The sequence below is a fragment of the Aeromonas sp. 84A genome (assembly GCF_051919345.1).
Taxonomy (GTDB): domain Bacteria; phylum Pseudomonadota; class Gammaproteobacteria; order Enterobacterales; family Aeromonadaceae; genus Aeromonas; species Aeromonas veronii.
In genome coordinates, this window is record NZ_JBQBEW010000001.1 from 3,943,279 (window position 1) to 3,967,588 (window position 24,310).

Consider the following 24,310-nt stretch of genomic DNA (forward strand, 5'->3'; position numbering starts at 1 on the left):
AACAGACATGACATCATCTTACCCCAAGGATAACCGCAGCTCTATCTCTCTCGTTGCGGCTAAAGTAGTAGACTCTAAGGAGACCTTTACTACCACAATGACAAGGAGCGTTCGGGATGAAATATCTTTGGCTGGGACTCTGTTTGTTGCCGTTGACCGGCATCGGCAAGAACAACCCGACGGCAGAGTGCCGCTGGTTGTACGACCGGATTGAGATACTGGAACAGGCCATCAAGAAAGGAGACACGCTCGGCACAGAACAAGAGTTGTCACGCTGGCGTGAAGAGTTTCGCAAGAAGAAGTGCAAACAGTATGACTACTGAGCCGGACAAAATGGCGTGACCGACAACGGCAGATAACAAACGGGCCCCGCTCAAGATGACCGGGGCCCATTTTTCAAAGCATGACCAGCTTGATTCTGCAGCAGAGTGCGCTCAAGGCAGCACCATAGGGCCAGCGACAGTGGCCGCCACCTCATCCCCACGCAGCATCCGGATCAGTTCAAGCGCAAACTCGATTGCACTGCCCGGCCCCTGACTGGTGATAAGGCGATGAGCCTCATCCCTGACTACCCGCTCACTTGACAACTGCGATGTCGGTAGTCGGGACTGAAAGCCGGGATGACAGGTGACGATGGCATCACCCAGCAGAGCATGATGTTGCAACACAACCACAGGGGCGGCGCAGATGGCAGCGCGCCAGCGACCAAGAGCGGCCTGCTCTTTGAGCAGATCAATGGCCAGCGGGGTATCGCGGATCACTTCGCTGCCGGGCAGACCACCGGGTACCACGATGGCTTCAAAGTCCCGACGGGTCAGTTCGTCGATATGACAATCGGCCACCAGCTGTACCCCGCGCGATGCCTTCACCTGCCGGGATCCGGCTGGGCAACAAGAGGCCAGCACCACCTCGATGCTGGCGCGCACCAAGGTATCGACAATCGCAACCGTCTCTATCTCTTCCGACCCGGGCGCCACCAGCACCAGTACACTCACGTTCGCCTCCTTGCTGCTTGCTCTGCCATGTAAAAGGTCAGGCGGCCTGACTCTTCTCTTTGATCGCCTGATAGAGACCCTGATTGACCGGTACGGCAATGCCATACCGGGCAGCCTTGGCCAACAGGAAGCCGGTGATGGCCTCAATCTCGGTCTCGCGTCCCAGCTCCATATCCTGATGCATGGAGGAGTAATTGTCAGCGGTCAGCTCCACCACTGTCATCACCCGGCGTTGCAACTCCTCTGCCGTGGTTGCAATCCCTTCGGCACACATCACATCCGCCACTTCCACGCAGATCTGCTGCAGGGCATCGGCAAAACGGGGGCCAGCCAGCTCGCCATTTTTCAGCTTGTAGAGGGCCGTCAGGGGATTGATGGCACAGTTGATGGCCAGCTTTTGCCACTGGCGCGTCAATACCTGCTCATCCCAACCAGCCTGGCCCAGTGCCAGCGCCAGCTCGTCCGCGAGCGCAGCATGGGCCTTGGCGGCGTCGTTGATCGGGCCAAGCCAGGTTTCACCCTTGCCAGTATGACGGAAGACAAAATGGCCGCACTGCATGGCGCCATGGCTGGTGACACCGGCAATCACCGGATTGTGCGGGAACATCTCGACCACCTGCTCGGCAATGCCCATCCCGTTGTGCAGCAGCACGATCGGCACGCCGGCATCCAGCCTACCCACCAGGGGTGTCAGTGCGGCAATCACCTGACTGGCCTTGGTCATCACCAGCAGACGCTGGATCTTGCCGGGTTTGCTGACAAATCCGCGCTCGATATTGAGCAACTGAACATGCCCCTCCAGCGAGGTGAAGTCGATCCCGGGATGGAGCGTGGACTTATGATGTTCGCGCAACAAGACACGGGTAGATTGACCACTCAGGGTCAGCAGGGAGGCAAAAACGCCGCCGAGGGCGCCACAACCCAACATTGACCACTTCGGAGTAACGGGTGGAATAACGGGCTGTCGGGAATTTTTTAATCCGCTTGGCATGGTGTGACTCTGTCAGGGTAAGGGTTGCAATCCTCTCAACCTGTTACCGGGGATAAGTGAAGATGTCGTTGGTGGACACTAACGGGTCCACCCGTCCTGTGCGCAGGGGATTCTAGCAGAGCAACCCCATCAAAATCAGCAAATTTGCCCGTTTTCTGGTAGATTTGCCCCCCGATAACGCAACATGAGGAGCTCCGGCTATGCCGTCATTCGATATTGTCTCTGAAGTCAAAATGAACGAGGTGTTGAACGCTGTCGACAACGCCAATCGTGAACTGGCCACCCGTTTCGATTTTCGTGGGGTAGAAGCCAGCTTCGAGTTGAACAAGGAAGAGGTAAAACTGGAAGCCGATGCCGATTTCCAGCTCAAGCAGATGGTCGAAATCCTGCGCGGCGCCCTGCTCAAGCGCAACATCGAAAACAGCTCCATGGAAGTGGGTGACTCCGTTCACTCCGGCAAACGCTTCCACCTGACCGTCAAGTTCAAACAGGGGATCGAGAAAGAGATCGCCAAGAAGCTGGTCAAGCTGATCAAGGACTCCAAGATCAAGGTACAGGTCGCTATCCAGGGTGATGAAGTACGTGTCACCGGCAAGAAGCGTGACGATCTGCAAGAGACCATGGCACTGGTCCGTGGCGCCGAACTGGGTCAACCGATGCAGTTCCAGAACTTCCGCGACTGATTTATCCACTCAGCCGTGGCGCACTTGATGACTCGTGCCACGCTATCTAAATCGCGGCCATAAAAAAACCGGAGCAGATGCTCCGGTTTTTTGTACCCCAAGTTTTATTAGAACTTGTAGGTAACAGAGAAGTAGTGGCTGAAGCCGGTGCTCTTCCAAGGAGTACCATCGTATGCAGTGGAACCATCTTTGGTACCATAAGCATCCATAAAGTACTTCAGACCGTAACCAACGGCATAACGATCGGAGTGCCAGTAGATACCGTGGAAAGTAGCCAGGTTGTCGCTGGTACGGTCAGCACGGTCATGGGTATCCAGACCGAACTGATAATCCAGATAGCCTTGGTAGGAGACAAAGCTGCCATTGCCGAAGGTGTAGAAGGGCTTGAACCAGTTCATGGAGAACTGATAACCGTTCCAGTCGCCTTCTTCTTCAGTAAAGAACTGGTTCTCAGTGGAATGACGGGCATACAGGTTCATGCCTACCTTGCCAAACCAAGGAACCATCACATCGGCGCCCAGACCAATCTGATTTTCCATCTGCTTGTCGCCAACGTTGTTCAGGTTGGCAATGTAGAGCTCTTGCACAGGACCAAAGGAGAGATCTTTACCAGTCAGAGCATCCAGAGACATGCGCGGCGCAAACTTCATGAACAGGTTCTGACCATGGTGTTTGTTGCTGTGGCGGGAGTCGAAAATATCGAATACGTCGACATAGCCGTACAGATCAAACAGACCGGAGCGACCACCGAATTCCATTTCAAAATAGGTATCGTTGTAGTCCTCTTCACCGGTGGTGAAAGGGCGCTGGTCGATGGTGTGCATTACGTTGAACTGCATCCACTTGTAGTCATTCTTGTGGATATCACCGCTGTAGTCAGCAGCGAAGGCCGGGGTAGCGGCAGCAGCCAGCAGACCGGCAGCGATCAGAGTCTTGGTAAATTTGGCCATTTTATTGGTCTCTTGTGCGTTAGTTGAGGTTTTCCGTAGCCTGCCCACAAGGAGCGAGAGGGATTCTAATCAAATAAAATTGGGGGTGAAACAACTTCTCGGGAACTTTATCCGGAAGTGTGAATCTAATCACCCCCGATTCTACGCAAACGCTTGCTATTTGTCAGCCGTTGAGAGCAACTCACTCCCTTTTCTGGCGACAAGCACAATCAACAACAACACGGGCAAGCCCAATAAACTGGTTCCGACAAAGAAGGCACTGTAGCCAATCTGCTCCACAACCTGTCCGGAAAAACCGGCCAGCAACTTGGGCAGTAGCAACATTACCGAGCTGAAAAGGGCGTACTGAGTGGCCGAAAATGCCACATTGGTCAGGCTGGAGAGATAGGTCACGAAGGCCGCGGTCGCGATACCGGCACTGAGGTTGTCGAGGGAAATGATCAGCGTCAGCAGTTCCAGATTGTGACCAACCTGATTGAGCAGGGCAAACAGCAGGTTGGTGCTGGCGGTGAGCAGCGCCCCCAAGAACAGGATGCGCAGCGTGCCGAAGCGCATCACCAGCACGCCCCCCAGCGCCGCTCCCACTAACGTCATGATGACGCCAAACACCTTGGTAATAGTCGCAACCTCGGTCTTGCTGAACTGCATATCCACATAGAAGCTGTTGGACATCACCCCCATCACCACATCGGCAACCCGATAGCAGGCGATCAGGGCCAGGATCAGCAGCGCCGAGCTGCCATAGCGACGAAAGAAGTCGGCAAACGGACACCAGACCGCCTCATAGCCCCAGGCCCCCGCACTCGCCAGCAGCGCAGGCCACCCTTTTTCCAGGAGCTGCGCCTTGCGTTCGGCCTGTTGTTTGCCCTGCTCGGCCAGATCGATTTCCGGCTCGTGGCAAAACAGCGTGGTGATGACCCCGAGTGACATCAGACCCGCCATCACCAGATAGGTAATCTGCCAGCCACGATAGTCATAGCCACTATTGCTGCCAAACCAGGCTGCCAGCGCCAGCGCACCGGCGCCCGCCATGATCATCGCCAGCCGGTAACCGGTCATGTAGGAGGCAGCCATCGCCGCCTGCAGCCGCTCGGGGGCGGATTCGATGCGATAGGCATCGATGACGATATCCTGCGTGGCCGAGGCAAAGGCCACCAGCAGGGCAAACATCGCCAACTGAGCCAGCTCGGTCTTGGGATCGCAGAACGCCATGCCGACCAGCGCGGCGGCAATCAACAGCTGGGAGAAGAACATCCAGCTGCGGCGACGCCCCAGCAGCGTGGAGAGCAACGGCAGCGGCATGCGATCCACCAGCGGTGACCACAGCCATTTAAAGCCATAGGCGAGCGCCACCCAGCTCATATAGCCGATATCGGTCAGGCTGACATCGGCCTCGCGCAACCAGAATGAGAGGGTACCGAACACCAGCAGCAGCGGCAGACCCGATGAAAAACCCATGGCAAAGAGAATAAACACCCGAAATTCGAGATAGACGGCGAGGGACTCTCTCCAGCTTGGTTTGCGGATCATGTTCAACTACCTGACAACTTTGGAAAAGTGCGTCATTTTGGCAGGTTGATGGCAGATAGCCAAGGCGAGCAAAGAGATAGGTCAAAGAAGCCCGGATAGAGAAAAGGCCCATCCCGAACGGGATGAGCCTTGTATTGTGGCATGGCGAGGGGAAGGTGACGAACCGCGTCCGGCGAGAGTTACTTGCTCGCTTTCTTGTCGACTTTCTTGTCTGCCGGAGTTTCTGCCAGCAAGACCACCTTCTTCAGAATGATGGGACTGGTCGGCACATCGTTGGCGCGCAGAATGGGGCTGTAACCGGTCTGTACCTGAGCCAGCTTGTCCAACACCTCCATCCCCTGAACCACCTGACCGAACACGGTATAACCCGCAGAGCCACCGGCGTTGAGGTTATTGTTGTCGACCAGATTGAAGTAGAACTGGCGAGTAGCGCTGTCGACCGCCTGGGTGCGAGCCATAGCTATGGAGCCACGCTTGTTGGGCAGACCGCCACGCGACTCGTTGACTACAGGCTCATAAGTCGGCAATTGCTGGAACTGCTGGTTGTAGCCCCCACCCTGCACCACGAAATCCTGGATCACCCGGTGGAAGATACTGCCGTCATAGCTGCCATCAGCCACGTAACGCAGGAAGTTCTTTACCGTCTGGGGCGCCTGTTTGGACGCCAGCTCCACCACGATATTGCCGTGGTTGGTCTCCATTCTGACTTTCGGGCCTGCGAACGCCAGCGGGGCGATCAGCATGGCCAGCAACCAGAGTTTTTTCATCATCAGACCCCTGCACCGTTCGGTTGACCTTTCAGGTAACCGCGCAGCGCATCATCCGCCATGATCTGCTGCAGCACGCTACCCAGTTGCAGGTTCAGTGTAGACTCCAGGTCGGCCATGCTTGGCTCGCTCGGGCTCTCCTTGCTGGAGGACATATTGAACTGCTTGGTCAGACGGTTGCCCTGGAAATCGGCGATCACCTGCAGGCTGACGCGGGACTTAGTGACATAGGTAAAGGTCTTCTCTTCCACATTGACTGCGGCGTTGGAGATCACCAGCGTCAGGTTGGTGGTGCCACTGTTGCCCACTTCGAGACCCTGGCTGCGCAGCCCTTCGGCCAGCCGCTCGGCCATCAGCAGATTGAGCGGACGCTCGCTGTTGACCAACACGGGCGCTTTCTCTTTATGTTTAATGGAGAAGACGTAGGCAGCCTCACGCTTGTCTACCCCTTCCATGGTGATGCGATTGCCAGAGTAGTATTGCTGGTTGGCGGGGATCACCTGCGGATTGAGCAACGCCGTCTCCGGCCAATGAGTGGCACACCCGCCCAGCATCAGGGCGGCCAGCAGCAAGAGTGACTTTTTCATCATGGTTTCCTTTGGCTTTAGCGTTTGATGGCTTTCAAAATAACGAATTTGCTGTTCGACGCAACGACTTGTGCGTTGGCAAACAAGCGCTTGAGTTTGTTGTGATAGTCCAGATGACGGTTGCCTACTATCCAGAGTTCACCCCCTTGAGGCAACACCCGGTGCGCATCGCTGAACATCTGCCAGGCGATATGATCGGTGATCGCCTGCAGCTGATGGAAAGGAGGGTTGCAGAGGATCCGATCCGCCGAGCCGACCGCCACGCCATCGAGACAGTTATTGACCATAAAACGGGCGCGCGGCAGTGCATCGGGCAGATTGTGCTCGACGTTGAGCTGTGCCGAGGCGACCGCCATATAGGATTCATCGATAAAGGTCACCTCCACCTCGCTGTCTTTGGCGAGCAGCGACAGACCCAGCACCCCGTTGCCACAGCCCAGATCGATCACCTTGCGGGCACTGTGGATGGGCAGGTTGTCCAGCATAAAGCGGGCACCGATATCGAGACTGGTGCGCGAGAAGACGTTGGCATGGTTGTGGATGAGCATGCCACTCCCCTCCAGCGGCCAGACAGTCGGGAAGGGGTTGGCCAGCGCGGGACGTTCTGCCTGCGGCTCGCAGTGAATGAGGCGCGCCTTCTTCCAGGCCAGCGAGGTACGGGTAGGCCCCAGATACTTCTCGAACAACTTGAGGGTGGAGGTATGAATATCCTTCGCCTTGCCAGCAGCGATAACGCGGGTTGCCGGTGTCACCACCGCACGCAATGCCAGCAGTTGCTGCTCCAGCAGTGCCTGATATTTGGAGACCTTGATCACCACCAGCGCAGGGGCATCGGGCAGCGGCGCCAGCGCATCCTGCAAGCGGATACTACCCGCATCCAGTCCGTTTTCGGCCAGATTGGCCTGGGTCGCCCGCTCACTGATGTAGGAGTCGGTGACGCAGCAGGGGGAGTACGGATGCAGATAGGCAGCCAGCGCGCCAAAACCGTCATTCATGATGATGACGGGGCCCGCCTGCTCGAGGGGAGACTCCGCCAGGGTGTTGATCAGGTATTCGTCAGCCGCATCCCAGGCTTGCAGGGTCTCCTGACTCTGGCGCGGATAGCGGTAGAGCGTGAGCTGGCAATGGGGAGTGTCGAGAAGGGTTTGCATAGGAAGAGTCCAACCTCGGCTTGATTCGTGTATACAGGCGCCAGGGGCGACGCAAAGTGGCGCTATTCTAGCGAGGAGCAGGAATTTCACCAGTTCGATGCGCATCAAGGGGCAACTGACGGGTGATTTCCCTCTTCCGGGGGCTTATTCCATCCCGCGACTGCCGATAGAATGGCCCGACATTCACTCTGGAAGCCGATCCGATGACCATCCAACAACTGATTGAAGCCAAGCTGACCGCCGCCCTCTCCCCCACCGTGCTGGAAGTGATCAACGAGAGCCACATGCACCGTGTGGAACCGGGATCTGAGAGCCACTTCAAGGTGGTGATCGTCAGCGAGCAATTTGCAGGGCAGCGGCTGCTGGCACGCCATCGTCAGGTCAATTCGGTGCTGGCCGACGAGCTGGCCGGTGCCGTTCATGCACTGGCACTGCATACCTACACCGAGACCGAGTGGCAGGAAAAAGGCCATGCCCCGCGCACCCCGAGCTGCGTTGGCAAACCGTCACTCTCCTGAAACCGGTTGTACCACAGGATTTCCCTCGAGAACCTGCCAACAAAAATTAAACATATTTCCCCCATTGGCCCCGAAAAGGCTACATCCAAGGGGGTATATTTCGGCATCAAGGCTTTTTGCTGATAGTGGAGACAACGGCAAATACCCCCATCGAGGTATCGAAATAAAAAAACCTTTAAAACCACTACTTACAAGGTGTCAGGGGCTTATTCATTGCAGGTTAATTTTGTGATGGCACGGGGATTTTGCCCATTTGGCATGGCAGAAAATGCACCTTAAGTGGTAAACTCAAGCGCTTTTGAGTGAGCCTGCATGTTGAATAATTGTTGAGCCTGCCCACCTGGCACAACCACAACATCGACTCATTCAACCACCCGTCGTGATGTATTTCTCGGCGCTAACCAACCTCTCCCGTAACGGTAGTGCAAGTAAGTATGATTACAATCAAAAGAGGACTGGACATCCCCGTGCTGGGTGCGCCAGAGCAAGTAATCTACGATGGCCCCGCCATCACCCGTGTTGCGACACTGGGCGAGGAGTTTGTGGGGATGCGACCTACTATGTTCGTCAAAGTAGGTGATCGCGTCATCAAAGGTCAGGATCTTTTTGAAGACAAGAAGAATCCGGGCGTTAAATTCACAGCTCCTGCCACCGGTGTGGTTTCAGAGATCAACCGTGGTGCCAAACGTGTTCTCCAGTCTGTGGTCATCGACCTCGACGGTTCCGATGAACAGGTGACGTTTGAGCATTTTGCCTCTGCCGAGCTGGCCAAGCTCGAGCGCAGCAAGGTGCAAGAGATCCTGGTCGCATCAGGTCAGTGGACTGCGTTGCGTACCCGTCCGTTCAGCAAAGTCCCCGCGGTAGCGTCTGCCCCGCGCGCCATCTTTGTGACTGCAATGGACACCAACCCGCTGGCAGCCGATGCCGAGCTGATTATCAAGGAACAGCCGCAGGCCTTCCTCGATGGTCTGGCCGTACTGACCCGCCTGACCGATGGCGCCGTCTACGTCTGTAAAGGCGAAGGCAGTCTGCCCCACTCTCCGCTGGCTCAGGTCAAGGAAGAGATCTTCGTTGGTCCGCACCCTGCCGGTCTGCCGGGTACCCATATCCACTTCCTGGATCCGGTCAGCAGCACCAAGGTGCAGTGGCACATCAACTATCAGGATGTGATTGCATTCGGCAAGCTGTTCACCACAGGTCAGATCTTCACTGACAAGGTGATCGCCCTGGCTGGCCCGAACGTGCTCAAGCCGCGTCTGCTGCGTACCCGTCTGGGCGCCTGCATCAGCCAGCTCACCAACAATGAGCTGCGTGCCGACGAAAACCGTATCATCTCCGGTTCTATCCTGAGTGGTGCCAAAGCCGAAGGTGTTCACGACTACCTGGGCCGCTACCACAATCAGGTTTGCGTGCTGGGTGAAGGTCGCGAGAAAGAGTTCCTGGGCTGGATCAACCCCAGCGCCAACAAGTTCTCTATCACCCGTACCACCCTCTCTCATCTGATGAAGGGCAAGCTGATCAACTTCACCACCACTACCAACGGTAGTGACCGTTCCATGGTGCCTATCGGCAACTATGAGCGGGTGATGCCACTCGACATCCTGCCGACCCTGCTGCTGCGGGACATGGTCTCCGGCGATACCGACGGTGCGCAAGCACTGGGTTGCCTGGAGCTGGATGAGGAAGATTTGGCGCTCTGTACCTTTGTCTGCCCCGGCAAGACAGAGTACGGCCCGATCTTGCGTGAGTGCCTGACCAAGATTGAACTGGAAGGTTAAGCGATGAGTTTCAAGCAACTTCTTGAAAATATGGAACACCACTTCGAACCGGGTGGAAAGTACGCCAAGTACTATGCCCTGTTCGAAGCGGCGTACACCCTGTTCTACACCCCGGGTAGCGTTACCCGCAACGCCTCCCACGTTCGTGATGCGCTCGATCTGAAGCGCATGATGATCATGGTGTGGCTGGCCGTGTTCCCGGCCATGTTCTGGGGCATGTACAACGTTGGTAACCAGGCGATTGCCGCCATTGCCCACATGGGCTCGGCTGCTGGTGCCAGCAGTTGGCAATATGCCCTGGCTACCATGCTGGGCGCCTCCCTCGATCCGGCTGTTGCCGGTATCGGCAGCAAGATGCTGATTGGCGCCACCCACTTCTTCCCAATCTATATCACCGTCTTCTTTGTCGGTGGTTTCTGGGAAGTGCTGTTCGCCATGGTGCGCAAACACGAGATCAACGAAGGCTTCTTCGTAACCTCCATCCTGTTTGCCCTGATCGTGCCGCCCGAGCTGCCCCTGTGGCAAGCTGCGCTGGGTATCACCTTCGGTGTGGTGATGGCCAAAGAGGTGTTCGGTGGTACCGGCAAGAACTTCCTGAACCCGGCGCTGGCTGGTCGTGCGTTCCTGTTCTTCGCCTACCCGGGCCAGATCTCCGGTGACGCCGTGTGGGTTGCCGTTGACGGCTTCTCCGGCGCGACTGCCCTGAGCCAGTGGGCCCAAGGCGGCCAAATGGCGCTGATCAACGGTGCAACCGGCCAGGCTATCAGCTGGATGGACGCTTTCCTGGGTAACCTGCCGGGTTCCATCGGTGAAGTCTCTACCCTGATGATCCTGCTGGGTGCCGCCATGATCGTCTACATGCGCATCGCCTCCTGGCGCATCATCGCCGGCGTGATGATCGGTATGATCGCCACCTCCCTGCTGTTCAACGTCATCGGTTCCGATACCAACCCCATGTTCAACATGCCGTGGCACTGGCATCTGGTACTGGGTGGCTTCGCCTTCGGTATGGCCTTCATGGCGACCGACCCTGTCTCCGCCGCCTTTACCAACAAAGGCAAGTGGTGGTATGGCGCCCTGATCGGCGTAATGGTCGTGCTGGTTCGCGTGGTCAACCCTGCGTTCCCGGAAGGTATGATGCTGGCCATTCTGTTTGCGAACCTGTTTGCTCCCCTGTTTGACCACTTCGTCGCTCAGGCAAACATCAAGCGGAGGATTGCTCGTGGCGTTTAATAAAGATTCAACCCTCGGCACCGTCAGCGTGGTCACCGGCCTCTGTCTGGCCTGTTCCATCGTGGTATCCGTTGCCGCTGTGGGCCTGCGTTCTACCCAGCAGGAAAACAAGGCGCTGGACAAGCAGAGCAACATTCTCGCCGTAGCCGGTGTGGATGTGAGCGAAGTGGCCAAGCGCGACCTGGCCAAACTGTATGGCGAGAAGATCGAAGCGCGTCTGGTGGATCTGGCGACCGGTGACTTTGTTGACGGCGATGCCGACAACTTCGACACCAAGCAGGCAGCCAAAGATCCGGCCCGCAGCATCCGTCTTGCCGCCGCTGACGACAAGGCCAGCCTGCGTCAGATCTCCAAGCAGATCCCGGTATTCTTCGCCAAGGATGCCGAAGGCAAGATCGACAGCATCATCCTGCCCATCTACGGTCAGGGTCTGTGGTCGACCATGTATGCCTTCGTCGCCGTTGCCGCTGATGGCCAGACCATCAAGGGCATCACCTACTATGACCACGGTGAAACACCGGGTCTGGGTGGCGAGATCGAAAACCCGGCCTGGCAGGCGCTGTTCAAGGACAAGAAACTGTTCGACCAGAATGGCATGCCGGCGCTGCGCGTCATCAAGGGCCATGCTCCGGCGGGCTCCGAGCACGAGATCGATGGTCTCTCCGGTGCCACTCTGACCGGTAACGGCGTACAGCATACCTTCGACTTCTGGATGGGTCCCAAGGGCTTCGGTCCTTTCCTGGCCAAGGTTCGTGCAGGAGAAATCAACAATGGCTGACAAGAGCGAAATGAAGAAGTTGCTGTTGACGCCTGTGCTGGGCAACAACCCCATCGCCTTGCAGGTGCTGGGTGTCTGTTCTGCACTGGCGGTTACCAGCCAGATGAAAACTGCGTTTGTAATGACCCTCGCGGTCATGGCGGTCACCGCCTTCTCAAACCTGTTCATCTCCCTGATCCGCAACCAGATCCCGAACAGCGTCCGGATCATCGTACAGATGGCGATCATCGCCTCACTGGTTATCGTGGTTGACCAGGTGCTCAAGGCGTACGCCTATGACATCTCCAAGCAACTGTCGGTCTTCGTGGGTCTGATCATCACCAACTGTATCGTAATGGGCCGCGCTGAAGCGTACGCCATGAAGAGTGCCCCGCTGCCCTCCTTCCTGGATGGTATCGGCAACGGTCTGGGCTATGGTGCCATTCTGCTGAGTGTCGCGACCGTGCGTGAACTGCTGGGCTCCGGCACCTGGTTCGGCATCGAGCTGCTGCCGCTGGTGAACAACGGTGGCTGGTATGTGCCCAACGGCCTGCTGCTGCTGCCGCCGAGTGCATTCTTCATCATTGGTCTGATCATTTGGGGCGTTCGCACCAAGGATCCCAAGCAGGTGGAGGCGAAGGATTAAGGTATGGAACACTATCTGAGTCTGTTGATTAAATCGATCTTCATCGAAAACCTGGCACTCTCCTTCTTCCTGGGGATGTGTACCTTCCTGGCGGTGTCCAAGAAGGTAAAGACCTCCATGGGTCTGGGTATTGCCGTTATTGTGGTGCAGACCATCGCGGTTCCTGCCAACAACCTGATCTACAACTACGTGCTTAAAGATGGCGCTCTGGTATCCGGTCTGGATCTGAGCTTCCTGAGCTTCATCACCTTCATCGGTGTGATTGCAGCACTGGTACAGATCCTGGAGATGGCGCTGGACAAGTACTTCCCGGCACTCTACAACGCGCTGGGTATCTTCCTGCCGCTCATCACCGTGAACTGCGCCATCTTCGGTGGCGTCTCTTTCATGGTGCAGCGTGACTACAACTTCATGGAGTCTGTGGTCTACGGTGTGGGTTCAGGGGCAGGCTGGATGCTGGCGATCGTTGCGCTGGCTGGTATCCGCGAGAAGATGAAGTATTCCGATGTTCCGGAAGGCCTGCGCGGTCTGGGCATCACCTTCATCACCGCCGGTCTGATGGCGCTGGGCTTCATGTCCTTCTCTGGTATCTCCCTGTAATCGGCTTTCCTGCAATCAGAAAGGAACGATAGATGGAAATTATTTTGGGTGTGGTCATGTTTACCGTGATCCTGCTGGCACTGGTGGCAGTCATTCTGTTCGCCAAGTCCAAGCTGGTGACCGCGGGCGACGTGACAATCAGCATCAATGGTGACCCGGCCAAGGCTGTGACCAGCCCGGCCGGTGGCAAGCTGCTCGGCGTGCTGGCTGGCAGCGGTATCTTCGTCTCCTCCGCCTGTGGCGGCGGTGGCTCCTGCGGCCAGTGCAAGGTACGGGTGAAATCCGGTGGCGGCGACATTCTGCCGACCGAACTGGATCACATCAGCAAGGGCGAAGCCCGTCATGGCGAGCGTCTGGCCTGTCAGGTTACCGTTCGCTCCGACATGGATATCGAACTGCCGGAAGAGATCTTCGGGGTGAAGAAGTGGGAATGTACTGTTATCTCCAACGATAACAAGGCCACCTTCATCAAGGAGCTCAAGCTGCAGATCCCCGATGGCGAGAGCGTACCGTTCCGCGCCGGTGGTTATATCCAGATTGAAGCCCCGGCTCACCACGTGCACTACAAGAACTTCGATATTCCCGAGGAGTATCGCGGTGACTGGGATCGCTTCAAGATCTTTGAGCTGGAGTCCAAGGTCGATGAGCCCATCATCCGTGCCTACTCCATGGCCAACTATCCGGAAGAGTTCGGCATCATCATGCTGAACGTACGTATCGCGACCCCGCCGCCCAGCAACTGGACTGCCCCTCCGGGACAGATGTCCTCCTACATCTTCAGCCTGAAGGCTGGCGACAAGGTGACTATCTCCGGTCCGTTCGGTGAGTTCTTCGCCAAAGACACCGATGCCGAAATGGTATTCATCGGTGGTGGTGCAGGTATGGCGCCGATGCGTTCCCATATCTTCGACCAGCTGCGTCGCCTGAAGTCCAAGCGCAAGATGAGCTTCTGGTACGGTGCCCGTTCCAAGCGCGAAATGTTCTATGTCGAAGACTTTGACATGCTCGCCGCCGAGAACGAGAACTTCACCTGGAACGTCGCCCTGTCTGATCCGCAACCGGAAGACAACTGGGACGGCTACACCGGCTTCATCCACAACGTGCTCTACGAGAACTATCTCAAGAACCACGAAGCACCGGAAGATTGCGAGTTCTACATGTGTGGACCTCCGGTGATGAACGCTGCCGTCATCAACATGCTCAAAGACTTGGGCGTTGAAGACGAAAACATCCTGTTGGATGACTTTGGTGGTTAATCCATGCACAGTGTTGTAAAGACCTGGCTAGCCTTCGGGCTAGCCTTTTTCTTGACTGGGTGCGGTCAGGAGACGGTCCAATCCAAACCGGAGATCCACATCACCGGTAGCACCATGGGCACTTACTACTCCATCAAGGTGGCGGACAGCGCCATCAGCGATCCGGCCAAGCTTCAAGCTGAGGTGGATGTCTTGCTGGAGCGGGTCAACGACCAGATGTCGACCTATCGCCCCGATTCCGAACTATCGCGCTTCAACCAGAGCCGTGACAACAAACCGGTTGTGGTCTCCCGCGATACCGCACGGGTCGTCACAGAGGCCATTCACATTGGCCGTGAGAGCCAGGGGGCGCTGGACGTCACCGTTGGCCCCTTGGTCAATCTGTGGGGCTTTGGCCCGGACAAGAAGCCGACCAAGGTCCCCTCCGACGAGCTGATCACCCAGACTCGCCAGAAGACCGGTCTGGGCAACCTGCACGTCATCACCTCGGTGGATGCCGATACCCTGCAAAAAGATATTCCGGACCTCTACGTCGATCTCTCCGCCATCGCCAAGGGCTTTGGTGTGGACAAGGTAGCCGAGTATCTGGAGTCACTGGGTGCGCGCAACTATCTGGTGGAGATTGGCGGCGAGCTGCGGATCAATGGCGTCAACGGCAAGGGTCACCCCTGGCGCGTGGCCATCGAGAAGCCCACCGCAGGCACCGGCACGGTGCAAGAGGTGATCGTGCCCAGTGACAACGGGGTGGCCACCTCCGGCGATTACCGCAACTACTATGAACTGGATGGTCAGCGCTTCTCCCACACCATAGATCCGCGCAGCGGCAAGCCGATCCAGCACCGTCTGGTGTCGGTCACCGTGATCCACCCCTCCTGCATGACCGCAGACGGGTTGGCCACCGTGTTTATGGTGATGGGGACCGAGAAAAGCCTGGCCTATGCCAACGAGCGCGGCCTGGCGATCTTCGTGATCACCAAGACGGACAATGGCTTTGAAGAGGCTTACTCCGATGCCTTCAAGCCCTATCTGGTCAAGAAGTAAGAGGTAGAGATGCAGATTTTTCTGATCACCTTCGGGGTATTCATGCTGGTGATAGCCGCCATGGCTATCGGTTACATCTTCCAGAAGAAGACCATCTCCGGCTCCTGTGGCGGTCTGGGTAGCGTCGGCATCGAGAAAGAGTGCGATTGCCCGGAACCCTGCGACAACCGCAAGAAGAAGATGGCCAAGGAAGAGGCCCGTCGCAAGATGCTGGAAGAGAACCGCATCATCTGATGACTCTGATTTTTCGGTAAACAAAAGCGCGCCATCGGCGCGCTTTTTACTGGCCGTTATCTTGCGTTAACGGTCAGGGCTGACGTTCGATATAGAGGATCACCTCGCCAAGATGGATACCGAACTTGCTGATCTCGGCACGATTGATCAGACGATCTTCGTCCAGCAGGTACATCCAGTCATCGAAGCTCACCCGCACCAGCTCGCCATCCGGCAGCGCCAGATCGAGCTGATAACGCCAGTTGAGGGCAAACCCTTGGCTTTTACCCACCGCCTCCCCCACCACATCGGAAGCAGTACCGCGCCAATGACCATCATCGCCCTTGCTCAGATACCAGGTACGGGTCTGCTGGCGGCCATCGTCAAAGTAGAACTGCTCGAACAGCTCTCCCTTGCCATCCTTCCTACGACCCACCATCTCGACCCGAAAGCGACTGGTCACTTCGCCGCTGCGGTCGGTCACCAGGCCGTGAGCCACCAATTTACCGTTGAAGAAACGGGCGAGATCCCAGTTTGGCCCCTGCCCCCGATAGTCATCGAGACTGGCACCACAGCCGCTCAGCAGCAAAAAAGGGAGCAACAGCAACCAGCGGTATGCACGATAGAAAAACATTGGAAACTCCATGTTCAGGGTTGGCCACGCAGGCGGCGGGTCAGGGCGGGATCGCGGCTGTTGTCAGCCAGCCAGATGGCGAGAAAAGCGGCCGAGAATTGCGGATCGGCCAGGGTGCCGAGGGATTTTTCCTGCCACCAGAAGTGGCCTGCCCCGCCCTTGTCGACATAGAAGGTGAGCTTGTCGCCTGCCTGCACATCGGGCCAGAGTGCAGCGAGCTGGCCGAGCCAGCGCTGACGTTCGGCGTCGGAGCCAAGACCGAGCCGCTGCCACTCGGCGGCGGTGGCGCTCAGCAGATCTTGCCGCTCGATGGATCTTGCATAGGTGAGGGTCAGGGCCTGCGGATAGTGACCGGGCTGATAGCGCCCGCTCGCACTGTAGAGGGTGGCATCGTAGAGCTTGAACCAGAGCCAGTTCATCTCCCCCTGCCCGACCGGGCGCAGCTGCTGCCAGGGGGCGGCAGAAGCCTGCACTGTGGTTGCAGCCAAGAGCGTAAACGCCAGCAGTAGCGGGTTAATTCCACCCCATATGCCAGTGGTTGGGGTCTTCCAGTTCATGCCAGTCCATCTCCTGTTCCTGCAGGGTGTTGATATCCTGCATCACCACCTGCACCAGCTGCCCCTGCGCATCCCGCTGGCAGGCAACCACCAGATAGAAGCGATCAGTCAGCTCATGCTGGCTCTCTTTGGTCCATTTGGAAAAAAGCAACGAGTCGGTCGAAAAGGTGTTTGTCATGACTCACCCTCCAGCTTGACCATTACCCACAGGAGTACGGGTAACCACCACATCCAGATCACTGCCAGCAACGCCGTGCTGATCCAGATGCCCCAGGGTAAGTTTACTGCCCCCATGGCGGCCCCCGCCACATAGGAGGAAGCACCGCCAAATACGCCAAACAGCGCCTGCTGCCAGCGAGGCAAGCGCAGCAGCCAGCGCATACCATGGGCCAGCGTCAGGGCAAAACCAAGCCAGAGCAGCACCAGCCAGAGGGGAAAACCGGACGGGAACCGGAACAGGCCGAGCTGCCAGAGCAGCACATCCAGCAGACAGCCGGCAACCGCAATGGGGAGCAGCCGCCAGTCACGCTGGCGGCTGGGTGAGAAGAGAAAGTGCAGCAGCAACATTGCCAGCAGCGGGCCCGGCTGCTGCCACTTCACCGCCAGCAACCAGTAGAGGTTGAACCCCAGCAGGTGAGCCCACTGCCACATGGTCAGTGACCGCTTACTGGCACATCACCCGACCAGCCAGCGGGCCCCGGCTTGGCGGCCTCCAACTGCACCAGACTGATGGTGCGCTCCCAGAATCCCCCCTCGCAATAGGCAAAGTAGAAGTGCCACAACCGGATGAAATCCTGGCTGTAACCGAGCTTGGGCAGCTCGGGCGCCAACGCCAGAAAACGCTCGCACCAGTGGGCCAGGGTACGGGCATAGTGATGGCCGTGATCATGCAACCGCACCAGTTGCATGTCGGTCTCCCGCGCCAGCAACCCCGCCATCTGGGAGACGCTCGGCAGGCAACCACCGGGGAAGATGTAGCGCTGGATGAAATCGACTCCGCGCAGATACTGGGCATGGCGCTGATCGGCGATGGTGATGGCCTGAATGAGCAGGCGGCCACCGGGTTTGAGCAGCCGCGACAGCTGGCGGAAATAGTCAGGCAGGAAGGCGTGGCCCACCGCCTCTATCATCTCGATGGAGACCAGCTTGTCATAGGTGCCCTCCAGCTTGCGGTAATCCTCCAGCAGCAAGGTGATGCGATCCCCCAGCCCCTCCCGCGCAATCCACTCCTTGGCATAGTCATGTTGGGCCCGGGAGATGGTAGTGGTGGTCACCCGGCAGCCATAGTGGCGGGCGGCATAGACGGCGAGGCCACCCCAGCCGGTGCCGATCTCCAGCAGATGATCGTCAGGCCCTAACTCGAGCCGCTCGCAGATGGTGCGCAGCTTGGCCTGCTGCCCCTCTTCGAGGGTGGCCTCGGCGCTCGGATAGATGGCGCTCGAGTACTGCATATGGCTGTCGAGAAACCCCTGATAGAGGGTATTGCCGAGATCGTAGTGGGCGGCGATGTTGGAGCGCGAACCGGTTAGAGTATTGCGGTTGAGCCAGTGGCGCACCTTGTTGAAGGGGAAACTGAGCCAGCCAAGGCGCCGCTCGAGGGAGTCGAGCAGGGTCAGGTTGCGGGCCAGCAGCCGCACCAGCGCCACCGGGTCCGGGCTGGTCCAGAGCCCCTCCACCCAGGTTTCCCCAGCGGCAATGCTGCCCCCCAACAACAGGCGACGATAGAAGGCCGGATCCTGCACCACCAGTTCGGCATGCAGATCGGTACCCGCGACGCCAAAGCTGTGGCGCTCACCGCCATCCCGCAGCAGCAGCTGGCCATGTTCGAGGCGACCCAGCAGATTGAGCAGCAGTTGTCTTGCCCCCTTGTCGATGAAAGAGGCAGAGAGGGTTGATTGAGCAAGTTCCATTAGCGGCTCTCCGGATGGGTAAAAATCGGGGTTCGTTTGATAAATAGACGCAGGGCCTGCCAGTAGATCCCGAGCAGCACCTTCATGGTCATCCATGGCCAGCGGGCCAGCAGGGCCACCAGCCCCTTGCGCGACAGCGGCTGGCGCGTGAGCGCCAGGGTGGCGTCAAACAGCTTGGCTTCACCGGATACGGGATGACTCTCGATATGGATCAGTGTCTCCTGTGCGGGCGGCCTGATCCGCCAGTGATAACGCATCGCCAGCCCCATAAAGGGGGAGACGTGAAAATCCTTGTCATGGGGTGCCAGCGCCGCCAAATCCAGCAGGTAGTAGTGACGCTCGTTCCAGGGGGTGTTCGACACCTCTGCCAGCAGATAGCGCGCCTCGCCCTGCCGGTAGCAGAAGTAGAAGTTGACCGGGCTGAAGTAGAACCCCAGACAGCGCACATTGCCGAGCAGCAGTACCCGCCCCTCGGGCTCGGCATCGCCACCCAGTTCGCCCACCTTCTGCCACACCGCCTGCTTGAGGCTCCCCTCACTCCCCTTGAGATAGTCATGGCGGTGAAACGAAAGCAGCCCCGAACGCTCAACTCCGAACCAGCGCCCCTGATCGAGCTGCGGCAGCTCGTCGAGATCCAGTCCCAGCATAAAAAGGCTGTAGGAGAAGGCGTGAGCCCGCGGTGCGAAACGGCGGTGGCGTATCGAGCCCTGCCAGATGGCGCTGGTGACGCCAGCCAGTTCGTCGGCACCCTCATGTTCCGTGGCCACGGTGGCGCCGTTCATAGCTCGGCTCCGAAGCGCCTGGCGACATCCAGCGCGCTGCGCACCCCATCCTCATGGAAGCCGTTGTACCAGTAGGCGCCGCAGAAGTGGGTGTGCTGTTGGCCGCAGATCTCCGCACGCCGCTGCTGGGCGGCGATGGAGGCCTGATTGAACACTGGATGGTGGTAGACGAAGCGGCGCAGTACCTTGCTCTCATCCACCTTGCCCTTGGGGTTGAGACTGACGCAGAAGGGCTCCGGCGAGTTCACTCCCTGCAGGATGTTCATGTTGTAGCTCACCAGCGGCCGCGCCTCATCGTTGCCATCGAGCTGATAGTTCCAGCTGGCCCATGCCTTGCGGCGGTTGGGCAGGCAGCGAGCATCGGTATGGAGCCAGACATCGTTGGCCTGATAGGGCATGTCGCCGAGGATGGCCTGCTCCCGCTCGCCGGGATCCGCCAGCAGCGCCAGCGCCTGATCGCTGTGGCAGGCGAAGATCACCTCGTCAAACCGCTCCTCACCGTAACTGCTCTGGATCACCACACCGTCCGCGTCCCGCCGTACGCTCTGCACCGGACAGGCGAGGCGGATCTGCGACTGCCAACCCGCGGTGAGTGGGCCGATATATTCCCGCGAGCCACCCGGGATCACGTACCACTGGGGGCGATTGGCCACATCCAGCAGGCCGTGGTTGGCAAAAAAACGCAGGAAGAAGCCAAGGGGGAAGGCGCGCATATCGGCCAGGGTCGATGACCAGATCGCAGCTCCCATCGGCAAGATGTAGTGGCGGGCGAAGTAGTCGCTAAACTCCCCCGCCAGCAGAAAGTCTCCCAGGGTCAGCTCGGGGCCCGCCCCCTGATGTTGACCATCCGCCAGCCAGGCCCGCGCCTCCCGGTTGAATCGCAAAATCTCGGCGACAAAACCGTAGAAACGGGGACTCAGCAGATTGCTGCGCTGGGCAAACAGGGTGTCGAGGTTGTGGCCGTTATACTCCAACCCCTCCGGGCTCTTCACCGAGAAGCTCATCTCGGCCGGTTGGCGCGCCATGCCGATCCGTGCCAGCAACTTCAAGAAGTTGGGGTAGGTGCGATCGTTGAAGACGATAAAGCCGGTGTCGATGGCATAGCTGCGGCCAGCCTGATTCACATCGACGGTCGCAGTATGGCCGCCCAGAGTCGGCGCCGCCTCGAACAGGGTGATGTCATGGAGTTTGTGGAGCAGAAAACCGGCGGTGAGCCCCGAGATCCCTGAACCGACGATGGCGATCTTTTTCTTCATGAATGGCTTCCTTTCGATACGAATGCGCGGCCAAGGCGCAGCCAGAGCCCCACCGGCAGCGCACCAAGCAGGCGCAGCAACCAGATGAAACGGCGTGGAAAGTGGATCTGGTGACGACCAGCGGTCAGCCCGTTCATGATGGCGCGGGAGGCCTGCTCCACCGTCACCAGACAGGGCATGGGAAAATCATTTTTGGCGGTGAGCGGCGTCTGGACAAAGCCGGGGCGGATCAGGGTCACCCCGATCCCTTTGCTGGCCAAATCGAGGCGCAAGGTATCCGCCAGATAGTCAAGGGCCGCCTTGGAGGCGCCATAGGCCTCGGCTCGCGGCAGCGGCAGCCAGCTCACCGACGAGCTGACGATGGCCAGCCGAGATCCCGCACCGAGCAACGGCAAGAAGGCGGCCAAAGCATGGCCAGTGGCGGTCAGATTGGTCTCAATCACCCGGGCAAACAGCTCGCTGTCAAACCCCTCCGCCACATCCATGTACTCGCAGTTGCCTGCGTTGAGGATCAGTAGATCGAGGGATGGCAGCGTGGCGGCCACCCCGCTCATTGCGGCAAGATCACGGGCATCGAACTGCAGCGGCGTGACGCCATCCAGCCCCAGCGCCTGCAGCCGTTCGCCATCGCGGCCACAACCCCACACCTGCCAGCCTGCCCGCCGGTAATCCAGCGCCAACTGGCGACCGATGCCGGAGGTCGCCCCGGTGATGAGCACCCGGCCGCTCATGCGCCAAGCCTCATCTTGATGGTGCGCACCACGGGCCCGAGCAGCGGCAACTGCTCGTAGAGCATGGCGCCCAGGTCAAAATAGTCCCTGTGCTGGCACACCTTGCCCGCCTCGTCGAATTCGAGGCGGGTGGCCCCCTCCACCGTCACCGGCTCACCACCACGCAATCTGGGGTGAGAGAAGGTCATGGTCCAGCCGAGCCAGGCCTGCGGCCCTTGCTGCTGCTGACTGGTGATGACGAAGCGACAGTAAGCGAGGCGCTGATAGAGGGCGGCAAAATAGTCGCCAAGGGCCGCCAACCCCTCGATACGGTGAGCCGGATCGGTAAAGACCACCTGTTCGGCATAGACCTCGGGCAAGCGGTGCAACTGCTGTTTGTCCAGTTGCTGATAGAGGCCAATAAAGCGGGCCAGCGGCTCGTTCATCCTATTTCTCCAGAGAGCGAAACATCTCGATGGCTCTCACCCGGGCAACGGCGTGATCCACCATGGGTGCCGGATAATCCTGTCGCCCCTTGAGTCGCAGCCAATCGTGGGGCTGATGCACATAAGCGGCGGGAATATCGGCCAGTTCAGTTACCCAGGTACGGATAAACTCCCCTTGTGGATCAAATCGTTGTCCCTGAGTGGTGGGGTTGAAGACCCGAAAGTAGGGGGCCGCATCGGCGCCGGTCCCCGCTGCCCACTGCCAGCCGCCGTTGTTGGCCGCCAGATCTCCATCGATGAGCCGACTCATGAAGTAATCCTCCCCGAGCCGCCAGTGGATATGGAGATCCTTGGTGAGAAAGCTCGCCACTATCATTCGCAGCCGGTTGTGCATCCAGCCGGTGGTGTTGAGACAGCGCATCGCCGCATCGACGATGGGGTAGCCGGTCCGCCCCTCGCTCCAGGCGGCGAAGGCATCCGGATCCCAGCTCCACGGCAAGGCCGCCGTCTCGGGTTTGAAGGGGCGATTCATCGAAAGAGTCGGGATCAGCACCAACAGGTGGCGATAGAACTCGCGCCAGACCAGCTCATTGAGCCAGACAAAGCCGGGCTGGGCCTTGGACTGGGGCCGATAGCCAAGCCGCTGCTGGATCGCCGCCACACACTGACGGGGACTGATGATGCCCGCCGCCAGATAGGGGGAGAGCACGGACGTGCCCGCGATGGCAGGAAAATCCCGGGTCTCGCCATAGTCGAGCACCGCCTGCTCCAGAAAAATGTTCAAACGACGCAGAGCTTCTGCCTCCCCCACTGGCCAACGCGGATCAACCGTCAGCTCGCCGAGCGCTTCATCAACCCACGCCCGCTCAGCCAGCGGCTGCCAAGGCAAAGGCTCGCCACGCGGTGTTGGCGCCCGATGAATGACAAACCCCTCCTCGTCGAGTGCCTTGAGCCAGGCGCGGCTGAAAGGGGTGAACACCTTGAACATCTCACCCGAGCCGGTCAGCACCCGCCCCGGCGGCAATACGCAACAGCCGTTGAGCCAGTGACAGCTCACCGCCTGCTCTGCCAGTGCGGCGCTGACGGCGTGATCGCGGCGCTGCTCATCAATCTCGATAGCCTGATTGGCATAGAGCTGGGTCACGCCCTGCTCGTGGCAGAGGTTTGCCAACGCAACGGGCACCTCGGCAAAAGTCTCCACTCGCAGCAGATGGAGCGGGATGCCGAGCGCTGCCAGCTCGCGGCCCAATTCATCTACCTGCGCCAACATAAAGCGCTGACGAATGGGGGCCATTTTGTGCTGCCGCCACTGGGTGGGGGAGATGATAAAGAGCGCGGCCACCGGTTCATCACCGGCGCAGGCATGCCGCAGTGCCGGGTTGTCGGCAAGGCGCAGATCATTGCGAAACCAGACCAGTTTCATGATTTTTTCCTCCCGCGTCCGCTGGTGCCAGCAGCATCTGGGGCATCCGCAATCAGCTCGGCAAGGCTCGCCTGCCAGCCATAGGCTTTAAGCCACTCATCGTCGTAGAGGCGCCCCAGCTCACCAAACAGGCGTGTGCCTGCGGGCCACCCGGCGGCCAGCTCCTGCTTGCCGAGCCCGGCACCCAGCAGTACCAGCCAGGGGGTAACGGCACGCCCCTCCAGCAAGCTGGCATGGCTCGTCTCGACCGCCCCCAGCAGTTGCACCTCATAGCCCTGACCGATCAACTCGTAGGCGGCCCAGACCAGATCGAGGGGGCCGACTTGTCCCCAGCTCGCCAAGGTGATCGGCACGCCTTTCTCCTGCTCGATCAGGTGACGGGCGAAGCGGGTATGGAGCCAGCCCAGCCACACCTGTTGCAGCAGCTCGCCATCGGGCCGCTCGCGCCACAGCCCCAGCAGCTGCTCCACCAGCGGTTGCAGTATCCGGCTGCGCACCAGCTCGAACGGGTAGCTCGCCAGCAGATCGTTGAGTTCAGCCTCCGCCTTGCGCTGGTTGAAGGCGAGCAGCGCCTGACTGAACTGCTCCAGGGTTTGCTGCCAGTGATCGCTCACCGGCGCGGAATGAGGTTCGCTCAAGAGCCCCTTCACCTGCCCGATACTCACTCCCCGCTCCAGCCAGCTCAGGATCTCGCCGATCTGGCGAATATCCTGCTCGCTGTAGAGGCGGTGGCCCTTTTCGGTGCGGGCCGGTTGCACCAGACCATAGCGGCGCTGCCAGGCGCGCAGGGTCACGGCGTTGACACCGGTGAGACGGGAGACCTCGCGAATGGGGTAGATCCCCTCATCAGCCAGAGGAGCAACTTCTTGCGATAAATCAGACATGACAACGTCCAT

General features: G+C 58.9%; 29 protein-coding genes. 11 read left to right on the forward strand and 18 right to left on the reverse strand.

Translation table 11 applies throughout. From position 1 onward, the window contains the following. Positions 1–116: 116 nt before the first annotated feature. Positions 117–323 (forward strand): hypothetical protein, encoded by a 207-nt coding sequence (locus ACTG20_RS17740; RefSeq protein WP_019445898.1) that lies wholly within the window; start codon positions 117–119, stop codon positions 321–323. Positions 324–434: 111 nt separating this feature from the next. Here the strand turns inward: ACTG20_RS17740 and ACTG20_RS17745 are convergent, their stop codons facing one another. Both ACTG20_RS17745 and ACTG20_RS17750 read right to left on the reverse strand, forming a co-directional pair. Beyond that, on the reverse strand, positions 435–995 hold the full coding sequence (locus ACTG20_RS17745; RefSeq protein ID WP_194496556.1) for a DJ-1 family glyoxalase III: 561 nt from the start codon (positions 993–995) through the stop codon (positions 435–437). Between the two features lie 37 nt (positions 996–1,032). Beyond that, positions 1,033–1,986 carry a ketopantoate reductase family protein gene (locus ACTG20_RS17750; protein ID WP_194496557.1) on the reverse strand — a complete coding sequence of 318 codons (954 nt, stop codon included), beginning with the start codon at positions 1,984–1,986 and terminating at the stop codon, positions 1,033–1,035. Between the two features lie 200 nt (positions 1,987–2,186). Here ACTG20_RS17750 and ACTG20_RS17755 point away from each other — a divergent pair, with 200 nt between their 5' ends. Continuing rightward, complete coding sequence (locus tag ACTG20_RS17755; RefSeq protein ID WP_005338634.1) at positions 2,187–2,669, forward strand: YajQ family cyclic di-GMP-binding protein; 483 nt, start codon at positions 2,187–2,189, stop codon at positions 2,667–2,669. A gap of 107 nt (positions 2,670–2,776) precedes the next feature. Here ACTG20_RS17755 and ACTG20_RS17760 read toward each other — a convergent pair whose 3' ends face one another. The 5 genes from ACTG20_RS17760 to ACTG20_RS17780 form a co-directional block, all read right to left on the reverse strand. Then, complete coding sequence (locus tag ACTG20_RS17760; protein ID WP_069554294.1) at positions 2,777–3,619, reverse strand: nucleoside-specific channel-forming Tsx family protein; 843 nt, start codon at positions 3,617–3,619, stop codon at positions 2,777–2,779. Positions 3,620–3,775: 156 nt separating this feature from the next. After that, positions 3,776–5,155 (reverse strand): AmpG family muropeptide MFS transporter, encoded by a 1,380-nt coding sequence (locus ACTG20_RS17765; RefSeq protein ID WP_040068511.1) that lies wholly within the window; start codon positions 5,153–5,155, stop codon positions 3,776–3,778. A 173-nt stretch (positions 5,156–5,328) separates the two neighbouring features. Next, positions 5,329–5,916 (reverse strand): peptidylprolyl isomerase, encoded by a 588-nt coding sequence (locus tag ACTG20_RS17770; RefSeq protein ID WP_069529625.1) that lies wholly within the window; start codon positions 5,914–5,916, stop codon positions 5,329–5,331. A 2-nt stretch (positions 5,917–5,918) separates the two neighbouring features. Beyond that, on the reverse strand, positions 5,919–6,503 hold the full coding sequence (locus tag ACTG20_RS17775) for a YajG family lipoprotein (protein ID WP_005349692.1): 585 nt from the start codon (positions 6,501–6,503) through the stop codon (positions 5,919–5,921). A gap of 17 nt (positions 6,504–6,520) precedes the next feature. After that, positions 6,521–7,654 (reverse strand): methyltransferase, encoded by a 1,134-nt coding sequence (locus tag ACTG20_RS17780; RefSeq protein WP_194496558.1) that lies wholly within the window; start codon positions 7,652–7,654, stop codon positions 6,521–6,523. A 203-nt stretch (positions 7,655–7,857) separates the two neighbouring features. Here ACTG20_RS17780 and ACTG20_RS17785 point away from each other — a divergent pair, with 203 nt between their 5' ends. The 9 genes from ACTG20_RS17785 to nqrM all read left to right on the forward strand — a co-directional run bounded on the left by ACTG20_RS17785 (position 7,858) and on the right by nqrM (position 15,717). Beyond that, positions 7,858–8,172 (forward strand): BolA family protein, encoded by a 315-nt coding sequence (locus tag ACTG20_RS17785; protein WP_042053239.1) that lies wholly within the window; start codon positions 7,858–7,860, stop codon positions 8,170–8,172. A 434-nt stretch (positions 8,173–8,606) separates the two neighbouring features. Beyond that, entirely contained in the window at positions 8,607–9,950 is a 1,344-nt protein-coding gene (locus ACTG20_RS17790; RefSeq protein WP_005349684.1) for a Na(+)-translocating NADH-quinone reductase subunit A, read from the forward strand. Positions 9,951–9,953: 3 nt separating this feature from the next. Next, positions 9,954–11,183 carry an NADH:ubiquinone reductase (Na(+)-transporting) subunit B gene (locus tag ACTG20_RS17795; protein WP_005338642.1) on the forward strand — a complete coding sequence of 410 codons (1,230 nt, stop codon included), beginning with the start codon at positions 9,954–9,956 and terminating at the stop codon, positions 11,181–11,183. Beyond that, positions 11,173–11,961 carry a Na(+)-translocating NADH-quinone reductase subunit C gene (locus ACTG20_RS17800; RefSeq protein WP_005338643.1) on the forward strand — a complete coding sequence of 263 codons (789 nt, stop codon included), beginning with the start codon at positions 11,173–11,175 and terminating at the stop codon, positions 11,959–11,961. Before ACTG20_RS17795 ends, ACTG20_RS17800 begins: the two co-directional genes overlap by 11 nt. Continuing rightward, positions 11,954–12,586: an NADH:ubiquinone reductase (Na(+)-transporting) subunit D gene (locus tag ACTG20_RS17805; protein ID WP_005338644.1), complete on the forward strand. Its 633-nt coding sequence runs from the start codon at positions 11,954–11,956 to the stop codon at positions 12,584–12,586. The genes ACTG20_RS17800 and ACTG20_RS17805 overlap by 8 nt, the downstream gene beginning before the upstream one ends. A 3-nt stretch (positions 12,587–12,589) precedes the next feature. Beyond that, positions 12,590–13,186, forward strand: coding sequence for an NADH:ubiquinone reductase (Na(+)-transporting) subunit E (gene nqrE, locus ACTG20_RS17810; protein WP_005338645.1), 597 nt, complete (start codon positions 12,590–12,592; stop codon positions 13,184–13,186). Between the two features lie 32 nt (positions 13,187–13,218). Further along, entirely contained in the window at positions 13,219–14,442 is a 1,224-nt protein-coding gene (nqrF, locus tag ACTG20_RS17815; protein ID WP_005338656.1) for an NADH:ubiquinone reductase (Na(+)-transporting) subunit F, read from the forward strand. Between the two features lie 3 nt (positions 14,443–14,445). Further along, the gene (locus tag ACTG20_RS17820) at positions 14,446–15,483 is read left to right on the forward strand and encodes an FAD:protein FMN transferase (RefSeq protein ID WP_158110979.1); all 1,038 of its coding nucleotides are present in this window, start codon (positions 14,446–14,448) and stop codon (positions 15,481–15,483) included. A 9-nt stretch (positions 15,484–15,492) separates the two neighbouring features. Further along, entirely contained in the window at positions 15,493–15,717 is a 225-nt protein-coding gene (gene nqrM / locus ACTG20_RS17825; RefSeq protein WP_005338668.1) for a (Na+)-NQR maturation NqrM, read from the forward strand. A gap of 73 nt (positions 15,718–15,790) precedes the next feature. Here nqrM and ACTG20_RS17830 read toward each other — a convergent pair whose 3' ends face one another. From ACTG20_RS17830 to ACTG20_RS17880, 11 genes are read right to left on the reverse strand one after another with little or no spacing between them, the layout of a single operon-like run. Then, positions 15,791–16,330 (reverse strand): DUF3833 domain-containing protein, encoded by a 540-nt coding sequence (locus ACTG20_RS17830; protein ID WP_194496559.1) that lies wholly within the window; start codon positions 16,328–16,330, stop codon positions 15,791–15,793. A gap of 14 nt (positions 16,331–16,344) precedes the next feature. Next, positions 16,345–16,887: a chalcone isomerase family protein gene (locus tag ACTG20_RS17835; RefSeq protein ID WP_194496560.1), complete on the reverse strand. Its 543-nt coding sequence runs from the start codon at positions 16,885–16,887 to the stop codon at positions 16,345–16,347. After that, positions 16,844–17,065 carry a TIGR02450 family Trp-rich protein gene (locus ACTG20_RS17840; RefSeq protein WP_005338671.1) on the reverse strand — a complete coding sequence of 74 codons (222 nt, stop codon included), beginning with the start codon at positions 17,063–17,065 and terminating at the stop codon, positions 16,844–16,846. The genes ACTG20_RS17835 and ACTG20_RS17840 overlap by 44 nt, the downstream gene beginning before the upstream one ends. After that, a complete protein-coding gene (locus ACTG20_RS17845) occupies positions 17,062–17,538 on the reverse strand; it encodes a DUF2878 domain-containing protein (RefSeq protein WP_021230328.1) in 477 nt (158 codons plus the stop codon). The genes ACTG20_RS17840 and ACTG20_RS17845 overlap by 4 nt, the downstream gene beginning before the upstream one ends. 2 nt (positions 17,539–17,540) lie before the next feature. Further along, positions 17,541–18,797, reverse strand: a complete 1,257-nt coding sequence (locus tag ACTG20_RS17850) for an SAM-dependent methyltransferase (RefSeq protein WP_005343660.1) — start codon at positions 18,795–18,797, stop codon at positions 17,541–17,543. Beyond that, positions 18,797–19,579, reverse strand: a complete 783-nt coding sequence (locus ACTG20_RS17855; protein WP_194496561.1) for a DUF1365 domain-containing protein — start codon at positions 19,577–19,579, stop codon at positions 18,797–18,799. Before ACTG20_RS17855 ends, ACTG20_RS17850 begins: the two co-directional genes overlap by 1 nt. Then, positions 19,576–20,835, reverse strand: coding sequence for an NAD(P)/FAD-dependent oxidoreductase (locus ACTG20_RS17860; protein ID WP_194496562.1), 1,260 nt, complete (start codon positions 20,833–20,835; stop codon positions 19,576–19,578). Before ACTG20_RS17860 ends, ACTG20_RS17855 begins: the two co-directional genes overlap by 4 nt. Then, the gene (locus ACTG20_RS17865; protein WP_194496563.1) at positions 20,832–21,566 is read right to left on the reverse strand and encodes an SDR family NAD(P)-dependent oxidoreductase; all 735 of its coding nucleotides are present in this window, start codon (positions 21,564–21,566) and stop codon (positions 20,832–20,834) included. Before ACTG20_RS17865 ends, ACTG20_RS17860 begins: the two co-directional genes overlap by 4 nt. Continuing rightward, positions 21,563–21,991 carry a nuclear transport factor 2 family protein gene (locus ACTG20_RS17870; protein WP_043819061.1) on the reverse strand — a complete coding sequence of 143 codons (429 nt, stop codon included), beginning with the start codon at positions 21,989–21,991 and terminating at the stop codon, positions 21,563–21,565. Before ACTG20_RS17870 ends, ACTG20_RS17865 begins: the two co-directional genes overlap by 4 nt. A 1-nt stretch (position 21,992) precedes the next feature. Next, positions 21,993–23,414 carry a deoxyribodipyrimidine photo-lyase gene (phrB, locus tag ACTG20_RS17875; protein WP_439987855.1) on the reverse strand — a complete coding sequence of 474 codons (1,422 nt, stop codon included), beginning with the start codon at positions 23,412–23,414 and terminating at the stop codon, positions 21,993–21,995. Then, positions 23,411–24,298, reverse strand: coding sequence for a MerR family transcriptional regulator (locus ACTG20_RS17880; protein ID WP_252656044.1), 888 nt, complete (start codon positions 24,296–24,298; stop codon positions 23,411–23,413). Before ACTG20_RS17880 ends, phrB begins: the two co-directional genes overlap by 4 nt. Between the last annotated feature and the right edge of the window lie 12 nt (positions 24,299–24,310).